Annotated in this window: 22 protein-coding genes and 1 other RNA gene; 3 read left to right on the top strand and 20 right to left on the bottom strand. The window is 35.9% G+C overall.

Annotation, left to right across the window (positions count from 1 at the left end):
• Positions 1–18: 18 nt before the first annotated feature.
• From KDN24_RS16960 to accB, 8 genes are all read right to left on the bottom strand, one after another.
• Complete coding sequence (locus KDN24_RS16960; RefSeq protein WP_409972489.1) at positions 19–915, bottom strand: polyprenyl synthetase family protein; 897 nt, start codon at positions 913–915, stop codon at positions 19–21.
• Positions 915–1,148 (bottom strand): exodeoxyribonuclease VII small subunit, encoded by a 234-nt coding sequence (gene xseB / locus KDN24_RS16965; protein ID WP_409972372.1) that lies wholly within the window; start codon positions 1,146–1,148, stop codon positions 915–917. The genes KDN24_RS16960 and xseB overlap by 1 nt, the downstream gene beginning before the upstream one ends.
• 5 nt (positions 1,149–1,153) lie before the next feature.
• On the bottom strand, positions 1,154–2,494 hold the full coding sequence (xseA, locus tag KDN24_RS16970) for an exodeoxyribonuclease VII large subunit (RefSeq protein ID WP_409972371.1): 1,341 nt from the start codon (positions 2,492–2,494) through the stop codon (positions 1,154–1,156).
• A gap of 215 nt (positions 2,495–2,709) precedes the next feature.
• Entirely contained in the window at positions 2,710–3,579 is an 870-nt protein-coding gene (folD, locus tag KDN24_RS16975) for a bifunctional methylenetetrahydrofolate dehydrogenase/methenyltetrahydrofolate cyclohydrolase FolD (RefSeq protein WP_409972370.1), read from the bottom strand.
• Positions 3,580–3,628: 49 nt separating this feature from the next.
• Positions 3,629–4,018 (bottom strand): transcription antitermination factor NusB, encoded by a 390-nt coding sequence (nusB, locus tag KDN24_RS16980; RefSeq protein ID WP_409972369.1) that lies wholly within the window; start codon positions 4,016–4,018, stop codon positions 3,629–3,631.
• Between the two features lie 380 nt (positions 4,019–4,398).
• A complete protein-coding gene (gene yqhY / locus KDN24_RS16985; protein WP_409972368.1) occupies positions 4,399–4,806 on the bottom strand; it encodes a lipid-modulating alkaline shock protein YqhY in 408 nt (135 codons plus the stop codon).
• Between the two features lie 96 nt (positions 4,807–4,902).
• Positions 4,903–6,249 carry an acetyl-CoA carboxylase biotin carboxylase subunit gene (gene accC / locus KDN24_RS16990; RefSeq protein ID WP_409972367.1) on the bottom strand — a complete coding sequence of 449 codons (1,347 nt, stop codon included), beginning with the start codon at positions 6,247–6,249 and terminating at the stop codon, positions 4,903–4,905.
• A 14-nt stretch (positions 6,250–6,263) separates the two neighbouring features.
• Entirely contained in the window at positions 6,264–6,764 is a 501-nt protein-coding gene (gene accB / locus KDN24_RS16995; RefSeq protein ID WP_409972366.1) for an acetyl-CoA carboxylase biotin carboxyl carrier protein, read from the bottom strand.
• A 258-nt stretch (positions 6,765–7,022) separates the two neighbouring features.
• On the opposite strand from accB, the gene KDN24_RS26365 reads away from it, so the two are divergent.
• Positions 7,023–8,504: a methyl-accepting chemotaxis protein gene (locus KDN24_RS26365; protein WP_409972365.1), complete on the top strand. Its 1,482-nt coding sequence runs from the start codon at positions 7,023–7,025 to the stop codon at positions 8,502–8,504.
• 98 nt (positions 8,505–8,602) lie between these two features.
• Here KDN24_RS26365 and KDN24_RS17005 read toward each other — a convergent pair whose 3' ends face one another.
• From KDN24_RS17005 to spoIIIAA, 8 genes are all read right to left on the bottom strand, one after another.
• A complete protein-coding gene (locus KDN24_RS17005) occupies positions 8,603–9,157 on the bottom strand; it encodes a SpoIIIAH-like family protein (RefSeq protein WP_409972364.1) in 555 nt (184 codons plus the stop codon).
• Positions 9,158–9,826, bottom strand: a complete 669-nt coding sequence (spoIIIAG, locus tag KDN24_RS17010; protein ID WP_409972363.1) for a stage III sporulation protein AG — start codon at positions 9,824–9,826, stop codon at positions 9,158–9,160.
• Positions 9,819–10,448 (bottom strand): stage III sporulation protein AF, encoded by a 630-nt coding sequence (gene spoIIIAF / locus KDN24_RS17015; RefSeq protein WP_409972362.1) that lies wholly within the window; start codon positions 10,446–10,448, stop codon positions 9,819–9,821. The genes spoIIIAG and spoIIIAF overlap by 8 nt, the downstream gene beginning before the upstream one ends.
• A 67-nt stretch (positions 10,449–10,515) precedes the next feature.
• Positions 10,516–11,706, bottom strand: coding sequence for a stage III sporulation protein AE (gene spoIIIAE / locus KDN24_RS17020; protein ID WP_409972361.1), 1,191 nt, complete (start codon positions 11,704–11,706; stop codon positions 10,516–10,518).
• Between the two features lie 12 nt (positions 11,707–11,718).
• The gene (gene spoIIIAD / locus KDN24_RS17025; protein ID WP_409972488.1) at positions 11,719–12,135 is read right to left on the bottom strand and encodes a stage III sporulation protein AD; all 417 of its coding nucleotides are present in this window, start codon (positions 12,133–12,135) and stop codon (positions 11,719–11,721) included.
• Positions 12,123–12,329, bottom strand: coding sequence for a stage III sporulation protein AC (gene spoIIIAC, locus KDN24_RS17030; protein ID WP_009794945.1), 207 nt, complete (start codon positions 12,327–12,329; stop codon positions 12,123–12,125). The genes spoIIIAD and spoIIIAC overlap by 13 nt, the downstream gene beginning before the upstream one ends.
• Before the next feature lie 99 nt (positions 12,330–12,428).
• Entirely contained in the window at positions 12,429–12,944 is a 516-nt protein-coding gene (gene spoIIIAB / locus KDN24_RS17035) for a stage III sporulation protein SpoIIIAB (protein ID WP_409972360.1), read from the bottom strand.
• A gap of 1 nt (position 12,945) precedes the next feature.
• Entirely contained in the window at positions 12,946–13,869 is a 924-nt protein-coding gene (gene spoIIIAA, locus KDN24_RS17040) for a stage III sporulation protein AA (protein ID WP_491348089.1), read from the bottom strand.
• A 209-nt stretch (positions 13,870–14,078) separates the two neighbouring features.
• On the opposite strand from spoIIIAA, the gene KDN24_RS17045 reads away from it, so the two are divergent.
• Both KDN24_RS17045 and KDN24_RS17050 read left to right on the top strand, forming a co-directional pair.
• On the top strand, positions 14,079–15,446 hold the full coding sequence (locus KDN24_RS17045; RefSeq protein WP_491348090.1) for an alkaline phosphatase: 1,368 nt from the start codon (positions 14,079–14,081) through the stop codon (positions 15,444–15,446).
• 80 nt (positions 15,447–15,526) lie between these two features.
• Positions 15,527–16,198, top strand: a complete 672-nt coding sequence (locus KDN24_RS17050; RefSeq protein WP_409972357.1) for an SIMPL domain-containing protein — start codon at positions 15,527–15,529, stop codon at positions 16,196–16,198.
• 65 nt (positions 16,199–16,263) lie between these two features.
• Here the strand turns inward: KDN24_RS17050 and ssrS are convergent.
• The 4 genes from ssrS to KDN24_RS17070 all read right to left on the bottom strand — a co-directional run bounded on the left by ssrS (position 16,264) and on the right by KDN24_RS17070 (position 18,989).
• A non-coding RNA gene (gene ssrS / locus KDN24_RS17055) (6S RNA) lies at positions 16,264–16,448 on the bottom strand.
• 165 nt (positions 16,449–16,613) lie between these two features.
• Entirely contained in the window at positions 16,614–17,171 is a 558-nt protein-coding gene (efp, locus tag KDN24_RS17060) for an elongation factor P (RefSeq protein WP_409972356.1), read from the bottom strand.
• A 71-nt stretch (positions 17,172–17,242) separates the two neighbouring features.
• Complete coding sequence (locus KDN24_RS17065) at positions 17,243–18,304, bottom strand: M24 family metallopeptidase (protein WP_491348091.1); 1,062 nt, start codon at positions 18,302–18,304, stop codon at positions 17,243–17,245.
• A 178-nt stretch (positions 18,305–18,482) separates the two neighbouring features.
• Positions 18,483–18,989, bottom strand: a complete 507-nt coding sequence (locus KDN24_RS17070; RefSeq protein WP_491348092.1) for a YqhR family membrane protein — start codon at positions 18,987–18,989, stop codon at positions 18,483–18,485.
• Positions 18,990–19,147 lie beyond the last annotated feature (158 nt).

A 19,147-nucleotide genomic window follows, 5' to 3' on the forward strand; every position in this document is an offset into this window, starting at 1 on the left:
GATGATTACTTTTTGTTTTTAATGATCTCTTGAAGCTATTAAATCTGTAATCTCATCTAACAAAAAAGTATTAAGGCCTGTTTCGAAAAGCTTGCTTTTTGCTAATTCAATATGTTTCTTTAAAGCATTTTTAGCACCATCTAATGATAATAAAGCGGGATAGGTGCCTTTATGATTTGCTTCATCACTGCCAACAGGTTTTCCAATTAAATCTTCATTTCCTTCAAGGTCTAAAATATCATCACGAATTTGAAAAGCGAGTCCAAGATGATAAGCAAATTCGGAAAGTTTTACGATCGTTTCTTCTTTTGCACAAGCAAGTATAGCACCAGAAACAACACTGCAATTTAGTAGTTTTCCTGTTTTATGAATATGAATGTATTCTAAATCCTCTAGTGAAAGTTGTTGATCTTCACCTCTTATATCAGCAACTTGACCACCAACCATTCCTTCTGCACCAGCTGCTTTCGTTAACTCTTTAATAAGCTCAAGTTTCGTTGCGGCATCTGCATGTTCAGTCGCTGTTTCAGTTATTAATTGAAAACTATGTGTTAGCAGTGCATCTCCTGCTAATATTGCCATAGCCTCGCCGAAAACTTTATGGTTTGTTGGCTTTCCTCGCCGCAAATCATCATTGTCCATACTTGGTAAATCATCATGTATAAGTGAATATGTATGGATCATTTCGATTGCAGCTGCTGTCTTTATCCCTTTTTTCGTATCTTCTCCAAAGGAAGCTAAAGTAGCAAATAAAAGTAGCGGCCTAATTCGCTTTCCACCAGCTTCTAGCGAATAAAGCATGGATTCTTTTATAATGGCAGGGGCATTTAGCGTATTTACACTTTCGGTTAATTCCTTTTCAAGCAATACCTTATGAGTTTTTGCAAATGATGAAAATGATTCAAGTGGCAAGATTACTCCTCCTCGGAAATGACGAAATTTTCTTGTTTGCCATCCTCTGTCAATATTTGAGTCAACTGGGCTTCGACATTTTTCAATTTGTCATGACAAAATTTCGAGAGCTCCATTCCTTGTTTATAAATATTGATTGCTTCTTCGAGAGGGACATCCCCTTCCTCAAGCTTGTCTACAATTACTTCTAATTGCTCCATTGCTTCCTCAAAAGTTAATTCAGGTTTTGAAGCCATGATCGTCACTCCCCTATCTCTTTTACTTCACAAATAAAGGATCCATCTGAAACCTTTACATTTATTTGGTCATTTATCTTTACTTGATTAGTTTGCTTAATTAGTGTTTTTTGCTTTGAATAAACAAGACTATATCCACGATCCATAATCTTCAAGGGACTTAGTGCTTCTAAGGTTGATACGAGATGAGAAAATTCCTTTTCTTTTTTCGAATAAATATTTCCCATTGCACGGAACAATCGTTTATCACATTTTTCTTGCTGTTCTTTAGACCTATTAAGAATCTCCTGCGGATTGCCTCGGAGCAGTCTTTTTTGCAAATTTTTCGATCGTTCAACCTTCGCCTCAAGTAATCTCATTGTACCGCGTTCGAGCTGCTCAGTAAGTTTATCAACTTGCTCAAGCTTTTGTTCATATAATTTCTGAGGATAACGAAAAGCGTATGATTTTTGAATTCTAGCAAGTCTTTCTTGTTGCCCAGTCACGCGCTCTTTCGTTGCTCTAATAATTCGTGACTGCCTATCCAAAACACGCTCAATTAAGTCATCGATATGTGGAACTGCCATTTCGGCAGCTCCTGTCGGCGTCGGAGCACGTAAATCAGCAACAAAATCGGCAATTGTAAAATCTGTTTCATGTCCAACAGCAGATATAATTGGGATTTGAGATTGAAAGATTGCTCTTGCCACCATTTCTTCGTTAAAAGCCCAAAGCTCTTCAATCGATCCCCCTCCACGTCCAACAATTAAGACATCTACAATCTTATTTTCATTTGCCATATTGATTGCTTTAACAATGGATGGTGCGGCTTGCTCTCCTTGAACAAGTGCTGGGAAAATAATGATTTTTGTGATAGGATATCTTCTTTTAATCGTTGTGATAATATCTCTAATGGCTGCCCCGGTTGGTGAAGTCACAACACCGATCGTTTTCGGGAATTTTGGAAGCGGCTTTTTGGCCTGTAAAGAAAACAATCCTTCTTTCTCTAGCTTTTCCTTTAATTGTTCAAAAGCTAAATATAAATCCCCAATTCCATCAGGCTGCATTTCCTTGACATAAATCTGATATTGTCCACTTGGTTCATAGACAGAAAGATCGCCTCTAATGAGGATCTTCATTCCATTTTCTGGTGAAAACTTCATTGAACGATTATGGCTTGAAAACATAACAGCAAGAACACGTGCTTTCTCATCCTTTAATGTAAAATACATATGTCCGCTAGAATGTTGTTTAAAATTTGAAATTTCACCCTTTACCATTACATCCTGTAAATGTGGATCAGCATCAAACTTTCTCTTTATATATTTAGTCAACGCAGTTACCGTTAAATAACGCTGCTCTTTCATCTTTTCACACCCTCATAAGAAAAGCGCAAGCACTTTGATCTTCCTCTTGCGGTATTATAAGAAGTCATATAATCATTTTTTAACATTAAAAAGCTTTATCTTTCATTAACCAACAAAACTGCCCTTTCATTATAAATTTAGCTCCCCCATCCTGCAAAAAAAAGGTAGAAAAGAGGTTCTAAAATTTAATTTAAAAGGGCAGAGTTTAAGATTTTTTATTTTTCTAACTGAAGTTTATTCTGAAGTGACTTTGCTGCTTTTAAAGTATTAAACATAAGCATTGTAATGGTCATTGGACCAACTCCACCTGGAACAGGGGTAATAAAACTGGAAATGTCTTTTACAGCATTAAAATCAACATCACCACAAAGTCTTCCTTCACTATCTCGATTCATCCCAACGTCGATAACAATGGCCCCGTTTTTAACGTGTTCCTTCGTAATGACATTTACTTTACCGACCGCAGCTACTAAAATATCTGCTTGTTTCGTATATTCTTTTAAATCAACTGTTTTAGAATGGCAATATGTAACTGTAGCATTCTTATTTAAAAACAATTGCCCAGCAGGTTTTCCAACAATATTGCTTCGACCTACAACGACTACATGCTTCCCTGAAATATCTACGTCAATATAATTAATCATTTCCATAATGCCATGTGGTGTACATGGTAAGAATGAATCTTGACCGGTTATCATCCTACCAATATTTACTGGGTGAAAACCATCGACATCTTTTTCTGGTATAATCGTTTCAATCACTTTAATTTCATTAATATGTTTTGGCAGTGGCATTTGTACAAGAATCCCATGAATACTTTCGTCATGATTTAATTCTTCAATTTTAAGAAGAAGTTCCTCTTCACTGACAGAATCAGGTAACTCAATTAATACAGAATGCATACCAAGCTCTCGACATGTTCTTTCTTTGTTTGAAACATATGTTTTTGATGCCGGATCATTTCCAACTAAAATAACAGCAAGACCGGGAATGATACCTTCTCTTTTAAGTTTTTCAACCTCATTAGCAATTTCAGACTTTTTTTGATTCGCAATTTCTTTTCCATCAATCAACTTACTGGTCATGAATGCTTCCTCCTAAATTTATTGAAAGGAACCGGCAGTTGCTTCAACTTTACATATGCTGTTTAACTTTCGAGAGAATACCGTTTATAAATTTGCTTGACCCCTCATCCCCGTATAATTTAGCAATCTCTATTGCTTCGTCAATGACAACGTTAGCCGGGACATCCTTTTCAGAAAACTTTAGCTCATAAACGGCTAATCTTAATAAGTTTCGATCTACGGTTGCCAATCTTTCCAATTTCCAATTTTCGAGATAAGTTATAATGGATTCATCAATTTGAGCTTTATGCTCCAATACCCCAAATACGAGCTGATCTAAATAATGATCATTCCCAACACCTTCTAAAACATGTTCGATTGCAGAACTAGGTTCAGCTTGGCTCATATCAATTTGAAATAATGCCTGTAATGCCTTCTCACGAGCTGTTCTTCTTTTCATTCTATTTTAATCTCCTTTTAACGGGGAAAATTTCAACAAGTTACATTCACTTTGGTGTATGATGCTCATCTTTTATAGAGCACACCCTAAAAACTTCCCTTAATAATCTGATTCCTCTGCCAAGGATTAAACCTATCAGGCAAAAGGGCAGACTTTCACATATTAAGTTAAAATTACATATTAAATAATAGCATAAGTTAAGTATGTTCGCACAATACGTAATTTATTTTCCTAATAAAAGAAGATTGGTCATTATCAATTCCAACTTTAGCAGAAAGTAACGTAAAAATAAACATTGTAATGCAAATTCATCTTAATAGAAGTTTTATATTTCTTCATGTAAAAAGCCAAAGACAATTTTATTGTCTTTGGCTCCAATTTTAAATTTCTTGTTCAAATTCAATTTCATGCTTTTGATTTTCAAAAATGATCCCAACAACATGAATATTTACTTCCTTTGCAAGAAGAGCAGTCATATTCAATAATGCTTGTCGAATATTATCTTGTATTTCTTTCGCTACATTCGGAATAGAAATGCCGAATTTCATTAAGCAGTAAACATCAACTTTTATCCCTTCTTCAGAAAGCTCAACCTTTACACCTTTGCCATGGTTTTTCTTGCCTAATCTTTCAACAACACCAGATGCGAAATTGCCACGCATTTGTGCTACACCTTCAACTTCAGAAGCAGCAATCCCAGCGATTACTTCAATTACTTCAGGAGCTATTTCCACTTTACCATGACCAGTATTTTCTTTATTCACTTCTAAAATATTATTTTCACTCATTTTTGCACCCCCAATTAATAATAGCAACATTTAGCAATCAAAAATAGCTTAAATTGATTTAAAAATGTTTATCAAGTTGCAAAGTTTTTCAATATGTCACATTACTTGATAGAGTTCTAAAAACTTCGTGTTAAATTGTCCTTCAACGAATTTTTCATGGCTTAAAAGCTTCAAATGAAATGGAATTGTCGTATGAACACCCTCGATTACAAATTCACTTAATGCTCTCTTCATCCGAGCAATTGCCTCTTCTCTCGAATGACCATATGTGATTACTTTAGCAATCATTGAATCATAATATGGAGGAATTGTATACCCAGGATATGCTGCAGAATCGACACGGACTCCATAACCACCTGGAGGAAGATACATCGTAATTTTTCCTGCCGAAGGCATAAAGTTCTTCTCAGGATTCTCCGCATTTATCCGACATTCTATTGACCAGCCTTGGAAAGTGACATCTTTCTGATCAATGACAAGCTTTTCACCTGCAGCCACTTTAATTTGCTCTTTTATTAAATCGATTCCTGTTACCATCTCTGTGACTGGATGTTCAACTTGAATACGCGTATTCATTTCCATAAAGTAAAATTTGCGGTTATGATAGTCATAGATAAATTCGATCGTTCCAGCACCTGAATAATCAACAGCTTTCGCTGCTTTTACTGCAGCTTTCCCCATTTCATCACGGGTTTCACCATCTAATGCTGGTGATGGAGTTTCCTCAAGAAGTTTTTGCAAACGTCTTTGAATGGAGCAATCCCGTTCACCAAGATGAATGACATTCCCAAAGGTATCAGCAAGTACTTGAATTTCTACATGGCGGAAGTCCTCAATATATTTTTCAATATATACACCCGGATTGCCAAAGGCTGTAAGAGCTTCCTGCTGAGTAATATTAATCCCTTTGACGAGCTCACTCTCATCACGGGCAACGCGAATTCCTTTTCCACCACCACCTGCAGTGGCTTTAATAATAACTGGATAATCAATTTTATTAGCAAGCTGGATCGCTTCATCAATATCCTTAATAATGCCATTAGATCCTGGAACAATCGGTACGCCAGCTTCCTTCATTGTTTCTCTCGCTGTATCCTTTGTTCCCATTTTCGTAATCGCTTCAGGTGTAGGACCAACGAAAATGATATTACATTCACGACAAAGTTCAGCAAAGTCAGCATTTTCTGCTAAAAAACCATATCCCGGATGGATGGCATCACAATCAGTAAGTTTCGCTATGCTTATAATATTAGTAAAATTTAAGTAGCTGTCCTTTGAGGCTTTTGGTCCAATGCAATAGGCTTCATCAGCAAGCTGCACATGAAGTGACTCTTTATCTGCCTCAGAATAGACCGCTACAGTCTCAATCTCCATTTCACGACATGCGCGAATAATTCGAACAGCTATTTCTCCTCTGTTTGCAATTAACAGTTTTTTTATCATCCTGTAACCGCTCCTTACTCAGGCTTAACTAAAAATAATGGTTGTCCGTATTCGACTAATTGTCCATCTTTAACTAGCACTTCAACAATTTCCCCATTGATTTCAGCTTCGATTTCATTAAAAAGCTTCATTGCTTCTACGATGCAAACGATTGAATCACTAGAAACCTTTGATCCTACTTTAACATATGGATCAGCATCCGGTGATGATGATTGATAGAACGTTCCAACCATTGGTGAAATAATTTTATGTAGATTCGTTATTTCAGCCTCAACTTGCTTTACTGGTTCCTGTACAACCTTCTCTACCATTGTTTCTTTTTTAATTTGTGCAGGCTCTACAGCTGTTACTGTTTGAACCTCTTGAGCTATTGGTGCAGTCGGAAGAACAACTGCTTTTTCAGCAGCTTTCTTTTTCATTTTAATTTTTGAACCATCATATTCATATACAAATTCATCAATATTAGATTGATCAACAAGCTTGATCAATTCGCGAAGTTCTTGAATTTTTAGCATATTAACACTCCTTAGTTTCACTGTATTAATCATTCTAATTAGTATATTGCTGCAACGACTTGAATTAATACAAATGAATAATTTAAGACTAGATACTAATATCATACGATAAAAACTTATTCAAATTCAATCTTTGATTAGTAGGAAGGATAATATTTTTCATTTTCATGATTCTTTATGAATTTTTGATAGAGGAATTTTATGAAAATTAACGAAATAGTAATCCAATAGAACTAGTAATAAGGGAGAAGATAGGAAATGAGTATGATTGAAGAAATAAAGATGAAGGATAAAATAAGAAAAAACTCACTCGTGGTAAAAGCAACCTTCATTAGTGTTATTCTTGCTGCAGTTGTAGATATTGTCATGAAAAAGGAATTAATTATTATTTTATCCATTATTATTGGCGGTGGAATTGGTGTTGGAATTGTTGCTTCTCTTCACTATTTAAAAAAATGGATTTCATTCATTCCATATTTAGCAACTGTCATTGTCACATCAGTCATATTTGTCATCATGGAAAACAGCGTATCTAGCACTGCTTACTTTTTAGTCTATTTTGTTATTGCAACAGCTGCTATTTATATGGAACAAAAAATATTATGGCTTTCTACTTCTCTCGGATTTCTTATGATAACCATTTTTACTCTCAGGCATCACCAAAATTTACCTCTTGAAGGGAAAAACTATGTGACAATCTATTTACTATTTATGCTTGTAACGATATTACTTTCATTTCAGCTATCATTAGCAAAAAAACTATCTGAAAATATTGTTTCGGCACAAAAAGAGACTTCATTATTATTGGAAAATAATATTTTAATTAAACAAATGGTAGATAAAAGTACAACAAATATTTCTGCCATGATTAACGATGTTAAAAGAATGAGCGAGGAAAATTATCAATCTGCTTCTGAAATGAGCCATTCGATTTCCGAAATTTCAAGTGGTGTGCAAACTCAATCAGATACGATTATTGATATCACCCGTTCTTTAGAACAAGCTAATCAATTCGCTGAACATACGAGTCAGCTCGTCAAAAAACTTCACCATGATGCAATTGACGCAGAAATACATACTAACGAAGGACAAACATTAATAAAAAGATTACGTGATGATATCTCTCTTTCTTTTTCGGAAATACAGAAGGTTAATGAGAATATTTCCTTGTTAGCAGACTTAATTAAAGATACATCTCAATTCGCCGAAACCATTCAAGCAATAGCTGACCAAACTAATTTACTTGCATTAAATGCTTCTATCGAGGCAGCTCGAGCTGGCGAAAGCGGAAAAGGTTTTGCTGTCGTTGCTGAAGAGGTAAGAAAACTTGCAGATATTTCACGGAGTACAGCAACTCAAATAACTGAAAATTTACATCATGTTATTTTAGATACTGAAAAAACGAAGAATAATGTTCTAATGACAAGCGAGAAATTAACGAGCAATCATTCAATAGCAAATGAAACACAGCATTCTTTTCAAAAAATTCAACAAACATTTACCCAACTAAAAGAGGACATTCATCATTATGACGCGCTGACAAAACAAATATTCGATTCCTCTGTAGCTATCGGGACATCGATCAATGAATTTAGTTCTGTCATAGAAGAAGCAAGTGCATCACTACAGGAATTAGCATCAACCGTTAATTTGCAAACAAAGCAACATGAGCATTTATTCCATTCTATTGCTCAAGCTCATGATTCAGTCAATCAGCTCATTGAAATACAACAAAAATAGCAGGGGTCTCCACGATCCCTGCTTTCCTTATCTCTCACTGTCAAGTTTAAGATAGGGGCTCAAGGTCATAAGCCCCTGAACAAGCTGTCTCCGCTATTTTATTTCGAAGGTTGAAATTCTACTGTGACAAGTTGGAGATCACCAATTTCATTTGTTACTTCCCGAATGATGTCATTTGCTGCTGAGCGTGAAAGCTTGTCAGCCTTCACAGTAACAAGAACAGTTGGCCCATCAGCACGCACGAGAACATCCTCATAATTCATAGCACGAATTAATGTTTCAAGCATTTCTTCTTTTTGAGCAATTTCATCTAGCATATTAATTTGTTCTTTAGCCTCACTTCGCACTTCCGCTGAAAGCTCTGTTGATGCCATTTGAATTGTTAAATCTTCCTTTAATTTATCTCGTTCTTCATTTAGTTTAAGTCTTAAAGCCGTAAATACTTCATCTTCAGAAGCATTCGTAATAATTGCACTGTCAGTGTCTTCTTTCCCTTCTGTACTCGTATTTGTCTGTTCTTCTGTATCCGTTTTCTCTTCTACATTCGCTAAATTCTGTCCTCTTTGGTCTGGTGAAGTTATATAATACACTGATAAGACAACTACTAAACTTAACATTGTTAATAGCCAAACTGTTTGTTTTTTCAATAACATTTAGGAATCCCCCTTTGTTTTTTTCGGCATTACCGCAACTCTATGGCTCGGAACGTCAAGTGCTTTCGTAACAGCTTCAACAATCCATTTCTTCACTTGAATATTATCTGCTCCTTTTGCAACAACGAGAACCCCTCTAATTACTGGTTTCTTCGTTTCTATCACTATTGGAACCTCTTTTTCTCCGTTTCTAATAATGACAAGCTGTTCTTCCTTTGATTGATCTTCTACGTTTCTTTTTCCACCTTCACGGTCCGTCTCATCAGTTGTTTGTGTTTTGCTATTTCGATTTTTTTCTAGCACCTTTTTCTCTGTTGCGTCAACATTTACCACAATTGTTACGTCTTCAACACCAACAATGGCATCAAGTGCTTCTTTAATTTGTGCTTCATAGGCTCTTTCATATGTCGCAATTAAATCATTGCCATCACTCTTCTTGTGCCCGAAAGTAGGCACTTCTTCCTCATCCTTCTTCTCCTCATTTTTAAAAACTGGTGAACTCGTATCTGATGGCTTATCTTTAAAAAGAAGATTACTGATAAGCATAATCGCAGCACCAAAGAGCAGAACAAGTACTAGATATTGATATTTTCCATGTTTTTTGTCAGACTGTTCTTCATTTGCAAATATTTTTTTTAACCATATAATGGGTCCTTTTTCTTTATTCATTCTTCTTCATCTTCCTCCCTTCTACGAGTACTTCAATTATTTCTTCATTCATATTCCACTCATGAGCGAGAAGAGAAGCAACTTTTTTTGTCATGTTGTCAGGCCTGTTTAAAGGAAGAGTTTCACGCGTATTAATATTTACTTTTTGGACCACTTCAACAGCTTCAGCTTCTTCATCTTTATGCTTTAATTGAATAAATACTTTTTGCAAATTTTCCGGAAAAGCACGCGGTGAATTTTCATCTTCTTGAAAGTCAATGTCCATAATTTCTAATCCGTACTGATCCATCAACTCCTCTTCCACTTTCATTTTTAATTGGACTTGCATGTCTTCTAAAATATATGCATGTTGCCAGGCTTGTATTTCTTTTTTCTTTAATTCTATTGAATTTTCTAGTTTTTTTTCGTCTGAGGCTTCAAAAAATGGGATAGCTGCGATCTTTTTTTCAAAATCACTAGAAACGAGTTTCAATATAGGGGTTAAAATCACGACAATTAGCAATAAACCCGTAACCATTTTCGTGTATTTCTGGAAGCTCGAATTAGGAAGAAGCATATCAATAACAGTGGCTAAAAGAACAAAAATAATAATATTCGTAATCCATTCTTTAATAAATTCCATCCAACCCACTCCTTGCCGGCTTATCTTAAGCTTGTCGCCCCTAGGCAAGCCACCTCAGCTTTTCTTTTTACCTAACCATCATTGTTAAGTTTCCTGCTGCAATTATGACTGTAATGCTGAGAAAGAACATAAGTGATACGATAGATAAAGCTGCAAAAACATAGATAACACTTTTACTAATAATATCTAAACACTTAATAATTGGTCCGCCACCTAATGGCTGCAATATGGCTGCGGAAAATTTATAAATGAACGCAATCATTAAGATTTTGATGGCCGGAAAAGCAGCTATCAAAATTATAATGACTACACCGACAATTCCGACTGTGTTTTTTAATAAAACAGAAGCACTAATAACAGTATCTGTCGCATCTGTAAACATCCGTCCAATTACCGGAATGAAATTTCCGGTAATAAATTTAGCGGTTCGAATTGCAACTCCATCTGTAATCGCAGTAGAAGCCCCTTGAACAGAAAGAACACCGAGAAAGACTGTTAAGAACATCCCCAGTAAAGCAATGCTCCAGTTTTTTAATAAATTTGCTAGCTGTGTTACTTTGTAATGTTCTGAAAGAGTGCTCACAATACTTAACAATGCTGACAAAAAAAGAAGAGGGAGAACGACGTATTGAATAAACATTCCACTCATGTTCATTAGAAAAAGAATGACTGGATGAAAAAATGCAGCTGACATTAAACCGCCAGATGAAGCAATTAATGCTAATAAGAGCGGGATTAACGCTAAAATAAACGCTATCATCGTATCAATTGCTTCCTGGGCATAGCTTATTGCGACATAAAAGCTATTTAATGCGATGATGATGAGAACCATAAAAACAATGGCATATGCAGCTTTACTGACCGTGCTTTTTTCAAATGAATTTTGTAAGGTTTGGAGGAACATACTGCAAACAGTTAGCAAAATTAAGGTTCCCAGCAATTTACCATTGACGATAAACTCATGGAAAACGAATTTCATTAAACTAGATGTCCATTCTTTCAGAGAAAACGATTTTTCTCCTTTTAAAAATTCATAAATGCTTCCCTTTTGGCTTTCAGGCAAGAATCCACCATATTCACTACTTATTTGTTCCCAAAAGGCCTTTAGTTCTTCAAAATTAAGAGAATCAATCTGTGATTCTACTATTTTCTGGGGATTCGTTATTTCATTCGGCTGCTGAGAAGCTTGTACACTTGGACTGATTAACAAAATAAGCAATATATTAAGAAATAACATTTTCTGCATTCTTTGCTTCATCGATTACACCTCTTAGCTTGGGATCATTTGTATAATAGTTTCAATCAAGACCGAGAGTATTGGTATGGCCATCGCGAGGATTAAAATTTTTCCTCCAAGCTCGATTTTGGAGGCAATCGCTCCTTGTCCAGCATCTTTTGTAATTTGGGAAGCAAATTCAGCAATATAAGCAATGCCGATAATCTTTAAAATCGTTTCTATATAAATCATGTTAACTTTTGCGCTAATCGCAATCTTTTCGATCATATGGATAATGGCGTATATTTGGTCAATTAGAAAAAGGAATATCGCACAACCAACAAAAACAATAAGTAAAAAAGCAAAATTGGGCTTTTGTTCCTTCACAATTAATGCAAGAAAGGTTGCTACAAGTGCAACTCCTACGATTTGAATAATTTCAATCTTAAAGCCCTCCTTTAACCTTGAAATAAAAAAACAGATTTTATTTTTTGGAAGAGGTCATCTACGATAGAAGCAACCATAAACAAAATGTAAATAAACCCAAACAACGTAACCCATTGGGCATATTCTTTTTTTCCGACTTGATCTAGGATTGTATGTAAGAAAGCAACAACAATCCCAACCCCGGCTATTTTAAAAATAATATCTACCTCTAAGCCCATTTATTCTCCTCCTAAGTAGTAAAGCCGAAGTGCCTTTGAACAAACAAAGGATCATTGCTTGACGAATATTCGCAGCGCAAAAGCGAAGTAATAAAATCATTACATCAATAAAATAATTAATAAAAGACCAGATAAAAAACCGAGGCTTTTGACCATCTTTTCGTATTTCGCTTGCCTTTCATTTGCGTCAACCTCCTCCCGTTCTAAATGAGAGAGTGTCAGCATGATTTGTTTTTGCTGTGAATGGCGATCATGTCTTCCTAATGTTTCGCCAAATTGCTTCATTATTTCAAATTCACCTTGTTTAAATGCTGTCAATTTCCATACTTCTTTTAAACTTTGCTCCCAAGCCTCTTTCACCGTTGTTTCTGAATTTGTCAATTTTTTGGCGAACGCATCAAAAAACCAAGAAATTGGTTTAGTAAGTTGAGAAGATAATCTTCGAGCAGCTTCATGCAATGGAGTATGACCATACATGATTTCCGCCTCTAGAGATTGAAGAGCTGATTTCAGCTGTCGAAGCTGACGCGGACGTTCATTTAAATGTCTTGCTGCTTCAAAACCTGTCCATGTTGTTGCGACAATAATGAATATAGCACCGACTATTTTCATCATTTTACGTCACTCCCATTTCTCTTGAAATCTCAATCCCACTGCCATTCTTAATACATGCCACACTTCCAGGCCCGTTTTTTCGATTAAGTTCAATAAATCGTTGAAATATTCCCATCTCTAGAATTGGTTTAATCGTCGGCCGCTTTTTTAGATCATCCAAGGAGTTTCCGTGAGTCGTCATCATTAACTTAATTCCTGCGTTAACAGCTTCCATAATGGCTTCGACATCTTCCTTCCTCCCGATTTCATCGACTATTAATACATCTGGACTCATTGAACGAATCATCATCATCATTCCTGCCGATTTAGGACAGGCATCTAACACGTCTACTCTTGGCCCAAATGTCATTTGGGGAATTCCATTCACACTTCCTGCAATTTCCGATCGTTCATCAATAATCCCAACCTTTTGTGCTCGAAAACGCCCCAATTGATCATCACTCGAAATAATCCTTGCAATATCTCTCAGTAATGTTGTTTTTCCTGTTTGGGGCGGTCCAATAATGATTGTATGAAGCCAATTGTCGTTATATAAACTCGGTATAAGTTTTTCGGCTATTCCAATTTGTTCTCTTGCGATTCGAATATTAAAGGAGGAAATATCTCTAATCGCTTTCACATCCCCACCTTCAAGAATGACCTTTCCGGCTAAACCTACACGATGTCCACCTTCAATTGTAATAAACCCACGTCTTAGCTCTTCTTCGAGTGTGTATATCGAAAAGTGGCTAATCTTATTAAGTAAATGAACAGCATCATCTGCACTAAAGAGAGAATGAATAAACCTCACATCACCTTTAATTGTCAATTCTATTGGACGATTGATTCGTAATCGTATTTCTTCTAATTCTTTAATTTGATGAGGAGGGATATGCTGTAGTTGTGCTGCAATGTTATTCGGCAAAAACGTTAGTATTGATTCCAATGCACGATCCTCCTACTAATTTATTGAGCAAGCCATCTGTTACGACAAACATTTTTTTCTTGTCATGCAAAGATTCGTGTTGCTTTTCCTTTGGACTAGCTCTTACTAATTAAAATGTATGCCTTGTTCGTAACAATATGACTTCGTTTTATGTGTAATAAGTTGTTAGCTTGGAGAAGTTAATGAAAAAGCTAGGAGGAGAATAAAGAATGAGAAAAATCTTTTTCTGTTTTATAAGTATTTTTATGATGGGAGTACCTCTTCATAGTAGTGCTAACATAAACAATCATTCAGCTCCCCAAAATGTCATCTTCATGATCGGAGATGGAATGGGTATAGGACAAATCGAACTTGCCAGACAAATGGAATACGGAAAAGAAGGGAGGCTTTTTCTTGAATCATTGCCACATGTTGCTTTGGTTCATACGTATTCTGCGAATAACGCTGTTACCGATTCTGCTGCTGGAGGAACAGCACTCGCAATCGGTAAAAAAACGAATAATGAAATGATTGGGATATCAGCAGATGGAGAAAAAGCTACAAGTATCCTCGCTTTATTTAAAGAAAATGGAAGAAAAACTGGAGTGATATCAACAAACACCGTTACAGATGCCACACCCGCAGCATTTACAGCAAAAGTGATGAATCGATGGAAAGGTCAGGAAGAAATTGCCCGTCAGCAATTAAACAATGAGGTAGATGTATTAATGGGAGGTGGAGGAATTTTTTTTAGCCCTGAAAAACAAAATGGCCATAATCTTGTAAAAGCAGCCATTCAGAAAGGCTATACATTTGTCTCAAATCGTGAAGAGCTAGCGAAAGCGAAAGGGAATAAGCTTCTTGGTCTTTTTCATCCATCCTATATGAGCTTTAAATTAGATCGAGAACTTTTGAAAAGTAAAGAACCTAATCTTACCGAAATGACCGCAAAAGCAATTGAATTTTTAACAGATAAAAAAAGTAATTTTTTTCTTATGGTTGAAGGTGCTCGCATCGATCATGCTTCTCATTCTTCTGATTTAACAAGTATATGGAAGGAAGTGATCGAATTTGATAAAGCTGTTCAATATGCGGTGAATTGGGCAAAAAAGGACGGGAAAACACTTGTTGTTGTGCTTGCTGATCATGAAACAATGGGATTATCTGCAACCGAACCATTACAGATTGAAGGCTTGAAAAAAATAAAAGCAACACCAGAATACATGGTCAGTCAATTTGTGAAAAAAAATGATTCATTTACTTATGAACCAAATAGTATAAAAAAAGTCTTAAAAAAATATGCTCAAATGGAGATTAGTGATCGCGAAATTATGCTCTATCATAAGAGGATACAGCCAAAAGAAGGAATTGCCTATCCCCACCAGCTTCCAGCTTGGGAATTAGGAAGCCTCATTGCCAAAAAGCATTTTGCCGGGATCATTAGTGCAAATATTCGTCAAAATAGTTCATCTGGTGGCCACACAGGCAATATGATTCCCCTATTTGCATATGGGGTTGGGGCAAATACCTTTGATGGAGTTTTAGATAATACTGAAGTTCCTAAAAAAATAGCTCATTTAATGGGGTGGGAGCTTTAACGTTCATAAAAATTTGTATCATTTCCTCTCATCATTCGTACGTATTAAAGTAATAGATTTTTTCTGAAAGGATGAGGAGAGTGTACTATCATCAACCTAATCGACAGATGCAGGTCAAAAAAGAAAGCAAACGAAATATCATTCGAGTCATTGGAGAAGGAAAGATTACAGTAAAGCCTGATCAGGCAAAGGTAACTCTAGGGGTAATGACAGAGGATATGGAGCTGCAAAAAGCACAACAAAACAATGCGATCATCATTGACAAAATCCAAAAAAGTTTAGTGGCACTAAGTATCCCAGAGGAACAAATTCAGACGATCCGCTATTCTGTTCAGCCCCAATACGACTTTATCGAAGGGAAGCAGCATTTTCGAGGGTATCAAGTAGAACATCTACTTTTGATTATGATAGATCAGATGGATGGAGTTGGCAAAGTCGTTGACACCGCTGTAAATAATGGAGCAAATATCATTTCAGGGATATCCTTTACTATTTCAGACAGTAATTATTACGAACGACAGGCATTATCTGCAGCTGTCCTTGACGCATATCAAAAAGCGGAAACTATTGCTAATACGCTTAAGGTCCATTTGATAGGACCGAGACTAATATCTGAAAATCCAACGCAGCAAGGTGGACCGATTCCATACCAATCGACTGCCTTAATGAAAAGCGATACAACCACCCCCATTCAAGCTGGTACCATCCAAATCTCTAGTCAAGTTACTGCTGACTTTGAATATATGAACTAAATGAATTCGATTTATATAAATATTAAAAAAGCAACAACCATTTGGTCATTGCTTTCGTTACGAAATTTATAGCCGCCTTTGCCGCCGATTCATATGGAGTTTCATACCTGCTCCACCAGGTGGGTGCTCTCAATTACCTTCGCAAACGTCCTCTTAAACTTAGAGGCTTGTTGTTCATGTAATGTTGTTGAACTCCCTTATTATAAGTAAAGGTTGAAACTTCATATACAAGCGTACAATGCAGCTTTAATAGTCTTATTTTACAAAAAAAGAAAGCAATACTCAACAGGGAATTTGTAACATTATCATTTATTGGCCAAAAGGCTCAAAAACCGAGCTCCCTAAAAAGACAAAGAATTGCTTTCTAGGGAGCTCAACTTTTTTTGACTAGTCTAGCGAAACCGCAATGCTATGATTAAGCACGTGATACGTAAGTACCTTCATCAGTATTAATAATAAGCTTGTCGCCTTGATTAATAAAGAAAGGCACTTGTACAATCAGACCTGTTTCAAGAGTTGCTGGTTTTGAACCACCCGAAGCTGTATCACCTTTAATTCCAGGTTCGGTTTCTGTTACTTCCAGAACAACTGAATTTGGAAGCTCAACTCCAAGTGTTTCACCATGATACATCATAATGTGAACTTCCATATTTTCTCTTAAAAACTTAAGTTCATATTCAATTGCTGATGATGGTAATTCAATTTGCTCATATGATTCATTATCCATAAAGACATGCTGATCACCACTTGCATATAAATATTGCATGGTGCGGTTATCAATTTGTGCTTTTGCGACTTTTTCACCTGCACGGAAAGTCTTTTCTTGAATCGCACCATTGCGAAGATTACGTAGTTTAGAGCGTACAAATGCCGCACCTTTACCTGGTTTTACATGCTGGAAATCCATTACACGCCAAATTCCATTATCTACTTCAATTGTTAAACCAGTACGAAAATCATTTACAGAAATCATCTAAAATCCTCCTAATGTCTAGCTTCAGCAAAAACGCTTCAGCTTTTCTCCTTGTCCAGCTCAAGCTTTTTCTATAGAATTATCAATTCTTTTGTTGAATGGGTTAATAGCTCATTTCCGTCTTTCGTGATAATTAAATCATCTTCAATTCGAACTCCACCTAGACCTGGAATATAAATACCCGGCTCACACGTTACAACCATTCCAGATTCAAGAATTATTTCTGATTTACTTGAAAGTGATGGCCCTTCATGTACTTCCAATCCAATGCCATGACCTGTTGAATGCCCATAATATTCTCCATAGCCTTTTTCAGTGATATAATCACGTGTTAACGCATCTGCTTCTTTTCCACTTAATCCTTGCTTAATACCTGAAACCCCACGTAACTGTGCCTGTAAAACGATCTCATAAATTTCTTTTAGCTTTTCATCAGGGTTTCCGACTGCAAAAGTACGAGTAATATCAGATATATAGCCATTGTAATAAGCACCGTAATCCAATGTCACCATATCGCCCTTTTCAATTACTTTCTCACTGGCTCTTCCGTGTGGCAATGCAGAACGATAGCCAGATGCAACGATAATATCAAAAGAGGATGAAGCTGCGCCAGCTTTTCTCATAAAAAATTCTAATTCATTTGAAACTTCTAGCTCTGTTAAACCTGGACGAACAAACTCAACAATATGCGTAAATGCAGCATCCGCAATCTTCGCTGCTTCCTTTAATATCTTAATCTCTGCATCAGTCTTAATCAAGCGTAACTTTTCAATTACTTGAGAAACCGGTACTAATTCTGCATCAATCTCTTTCTCATAAGCTTTATATGAAGAAAAAGTTAAATGATCTTGTTCAAAGCCAAGTTTTTTAATCCCTAAGTTTTTCAATTGCTCTGCTACTTTCTCAGGTATTGAACCTGAATGCTTAACAATTTCATAACCTTTACATTCTTCAGTTGCTTGTTCAATATACCGGAAGTCTGTAATAAATTGTGCACTTTCTTCACTTATAAGAACAACACCTGCAGAACCAGTAAAATTTGTCATATAACGACGATTGAATTCACTTGTAATAAGTATACCGTCAATCCCATGTTTGCTGAAGCTTGAGCGTAATTTCTGTAATTTTTCCAAACTAATCTCTCCTCTTCCTTTTAGCTTTTCCATACCCATATAAAGCATTATAATTTTACCGAAAACATAGCGAGAAACACTTTATGAGTATGTGCGTTCGATATATGTAAATAGTTTAACAACAAGAATATTCTACCACAACTATTTTCTTTTTCACCACAATGAAATCGCCTTAATCTCAAACATCATTATCCCGCTCAATCAAATATTTTCTTTCACTTTCTTCATACGAAATCGTGAATCCCACAAAAAGTCCATATAATATATATAGACAAATCGATGTAATGATCGTATCTCGACTTAGCTCATGAAGTGGGCTTATTCCAGGAAAAATAGGATGTAAAATTAGAAAAATCAGCAGAAAGAGAACGACTCCATAGATCATTCCTACAAGTGGACTTGAAAGCTTCCTTAATGACAAATAATAAATAAGTGATGCGATTATCGAAATACCACCTAATAAAACAATGCTAAAGATCGTTCCAAGCCACCCTTCTTTCCAGTCTCCAATTGTCCATGGTTCCAATATGACATTCGGACGAATTTCTGTGAGATTTATTAAAGAGGCTAAATATCCAAGCCCACTCCAAAAAACACCTCCTATAAACCCAGTAATAATGACTAACGTAATAAATGACATTGGTTTATGAGTATGCTCTCTTTTTAGTTGGTTTTCATTATTCACTTTTGTCACCTCCATTTACTATTATGTCCACCTTACGTTAAATTAAGTTTTGCTACAGATAGTACATTTATATGAGATGAAAATAAATTACCTTAAAACGGCTTCCTTTCTAGAGGTTTTCTCTTATTTTTAGTAGAATAAAGATAGGTACATACAGC

The sequence above is a fragment of the Cytobacillus sp. Bva_UNVM-123 genome (genome assembly GCF_046351715.2).
Lineage (GTDB): Bacteria > Bacillota > Bacilli > Bacillales > Cytobacillaceae > Cytobacillus.

Excerpts from the sequence above, each read along its gene's own strand:
- xseB (WP_409972372.1), bottom strand. The coding sequence starts at position 1,148 with ATGGCTTCAAAACCTGAATTAACTTTTGAGGAAGCAATGGAGCAATTA.
- xseA (WP_409972371.1), bottom strand. The coding sequence starts at position 2,494 with ATGAAAGAGCAGCGTTATTTAACGGTAACTGCGTTGACTAAATATATA.
- folD (WP_409972370.1), bottom strand. The coding sequence starts at position 3,579 with ATGACCAGTAAGTTGATTGATGGAAAAGAAATTGCGAATCAAAAAAAG.
- nusB (WP_409972369.1), bottom strand. The coding sequence starts at position 4,018 with ATGAAAAGAAGAACAGCTCGTGAGAAGGCATTACAGGCATTATTTCAA.
- yqhY (WP_409972368.1), bottom strand. The coding sequence starts at position 4,806 with ATGAGTGAAAATAATATTTTAGAAGTGAATAAAGAAAATACTGGTCAT.
- accC (WP_409972367.1), bottom strand. The coding sequence starts at position 6,249 with ATGATAAAAAAACTGTTAATTGCAAACAGAGGAGAAATAGCTGTTCGA.
- accB (WP_409972366.1), bottom strand. The coding sequence starts at position 6,764 with ATGCTAAAAATTCAAGAACTTCGCGAATTGATCAAGCTTGTTGATCAA.
- KDN24_RS26365 (WP_409972365.1), top strand. The coding sequence starts at position 7,023 with ATGAGTATGATTGAAGAAATAAAGATGAAGGATAAAATAAGAAAAAAC.
- KDN24_RS17005 (WP_409972364.1), bottom strand. The coding sequence starts at position 9,157 with ATGTTATTGAAAAAACAAACAGTTTGGCTATTAACAATGTTAAGTTTA.
- spoIIIAG (WP_409972363.1), bottom strand. The coding sequence starts at position 9,826 with ATGAATAAAGAAAAAGGACCCATTATATGGTTAAAAAAAATATTTGCA.
- spoIIIAF (WP_409972362.1), bottom strand. The coding sequence starts at position 10,448 with ATGGAATTTATTAAAGAATGGATTACGAATATTATTATTTTTGTTCTT.
- spoIIIAE (WP_409972361.1), bottom strand. The coding sequence starts at position 11,706 with ATGAAGCAAAGAATGCAGAAAATGTTATTTCTTAATATATTGCTTATT.
- spoIIIAC (WP_009794945.1), bottom strand. The coding sequence starts at position 12,329 with ATGGGCTTAGAGGTAGATATTATTTTTAAAATAGCCGGGGTTGGGATT.
- spoIIIAB (WP_409972360.1), bottom strand. The coding sequence starts at position 12,944 with ATGATGAAAATAGTCGGTGCTATATTCATTATTGTCGCAACAACATGG.
- KDN24_RS17045 (WP_491348090.1), top strand. The coding sequence starts at position 14,079 with ATGAGAAAAATCTTTTTCTGTTTTATAAGTATTTTTATGATGGGAGTA.
- efp (WP_409972356.1), bottom strand. The coding sequence starts at position 17,171 with ATGATTTCTGTAAATGATTTTCGTACTGGTTTAACAATTGAAGTAGAT.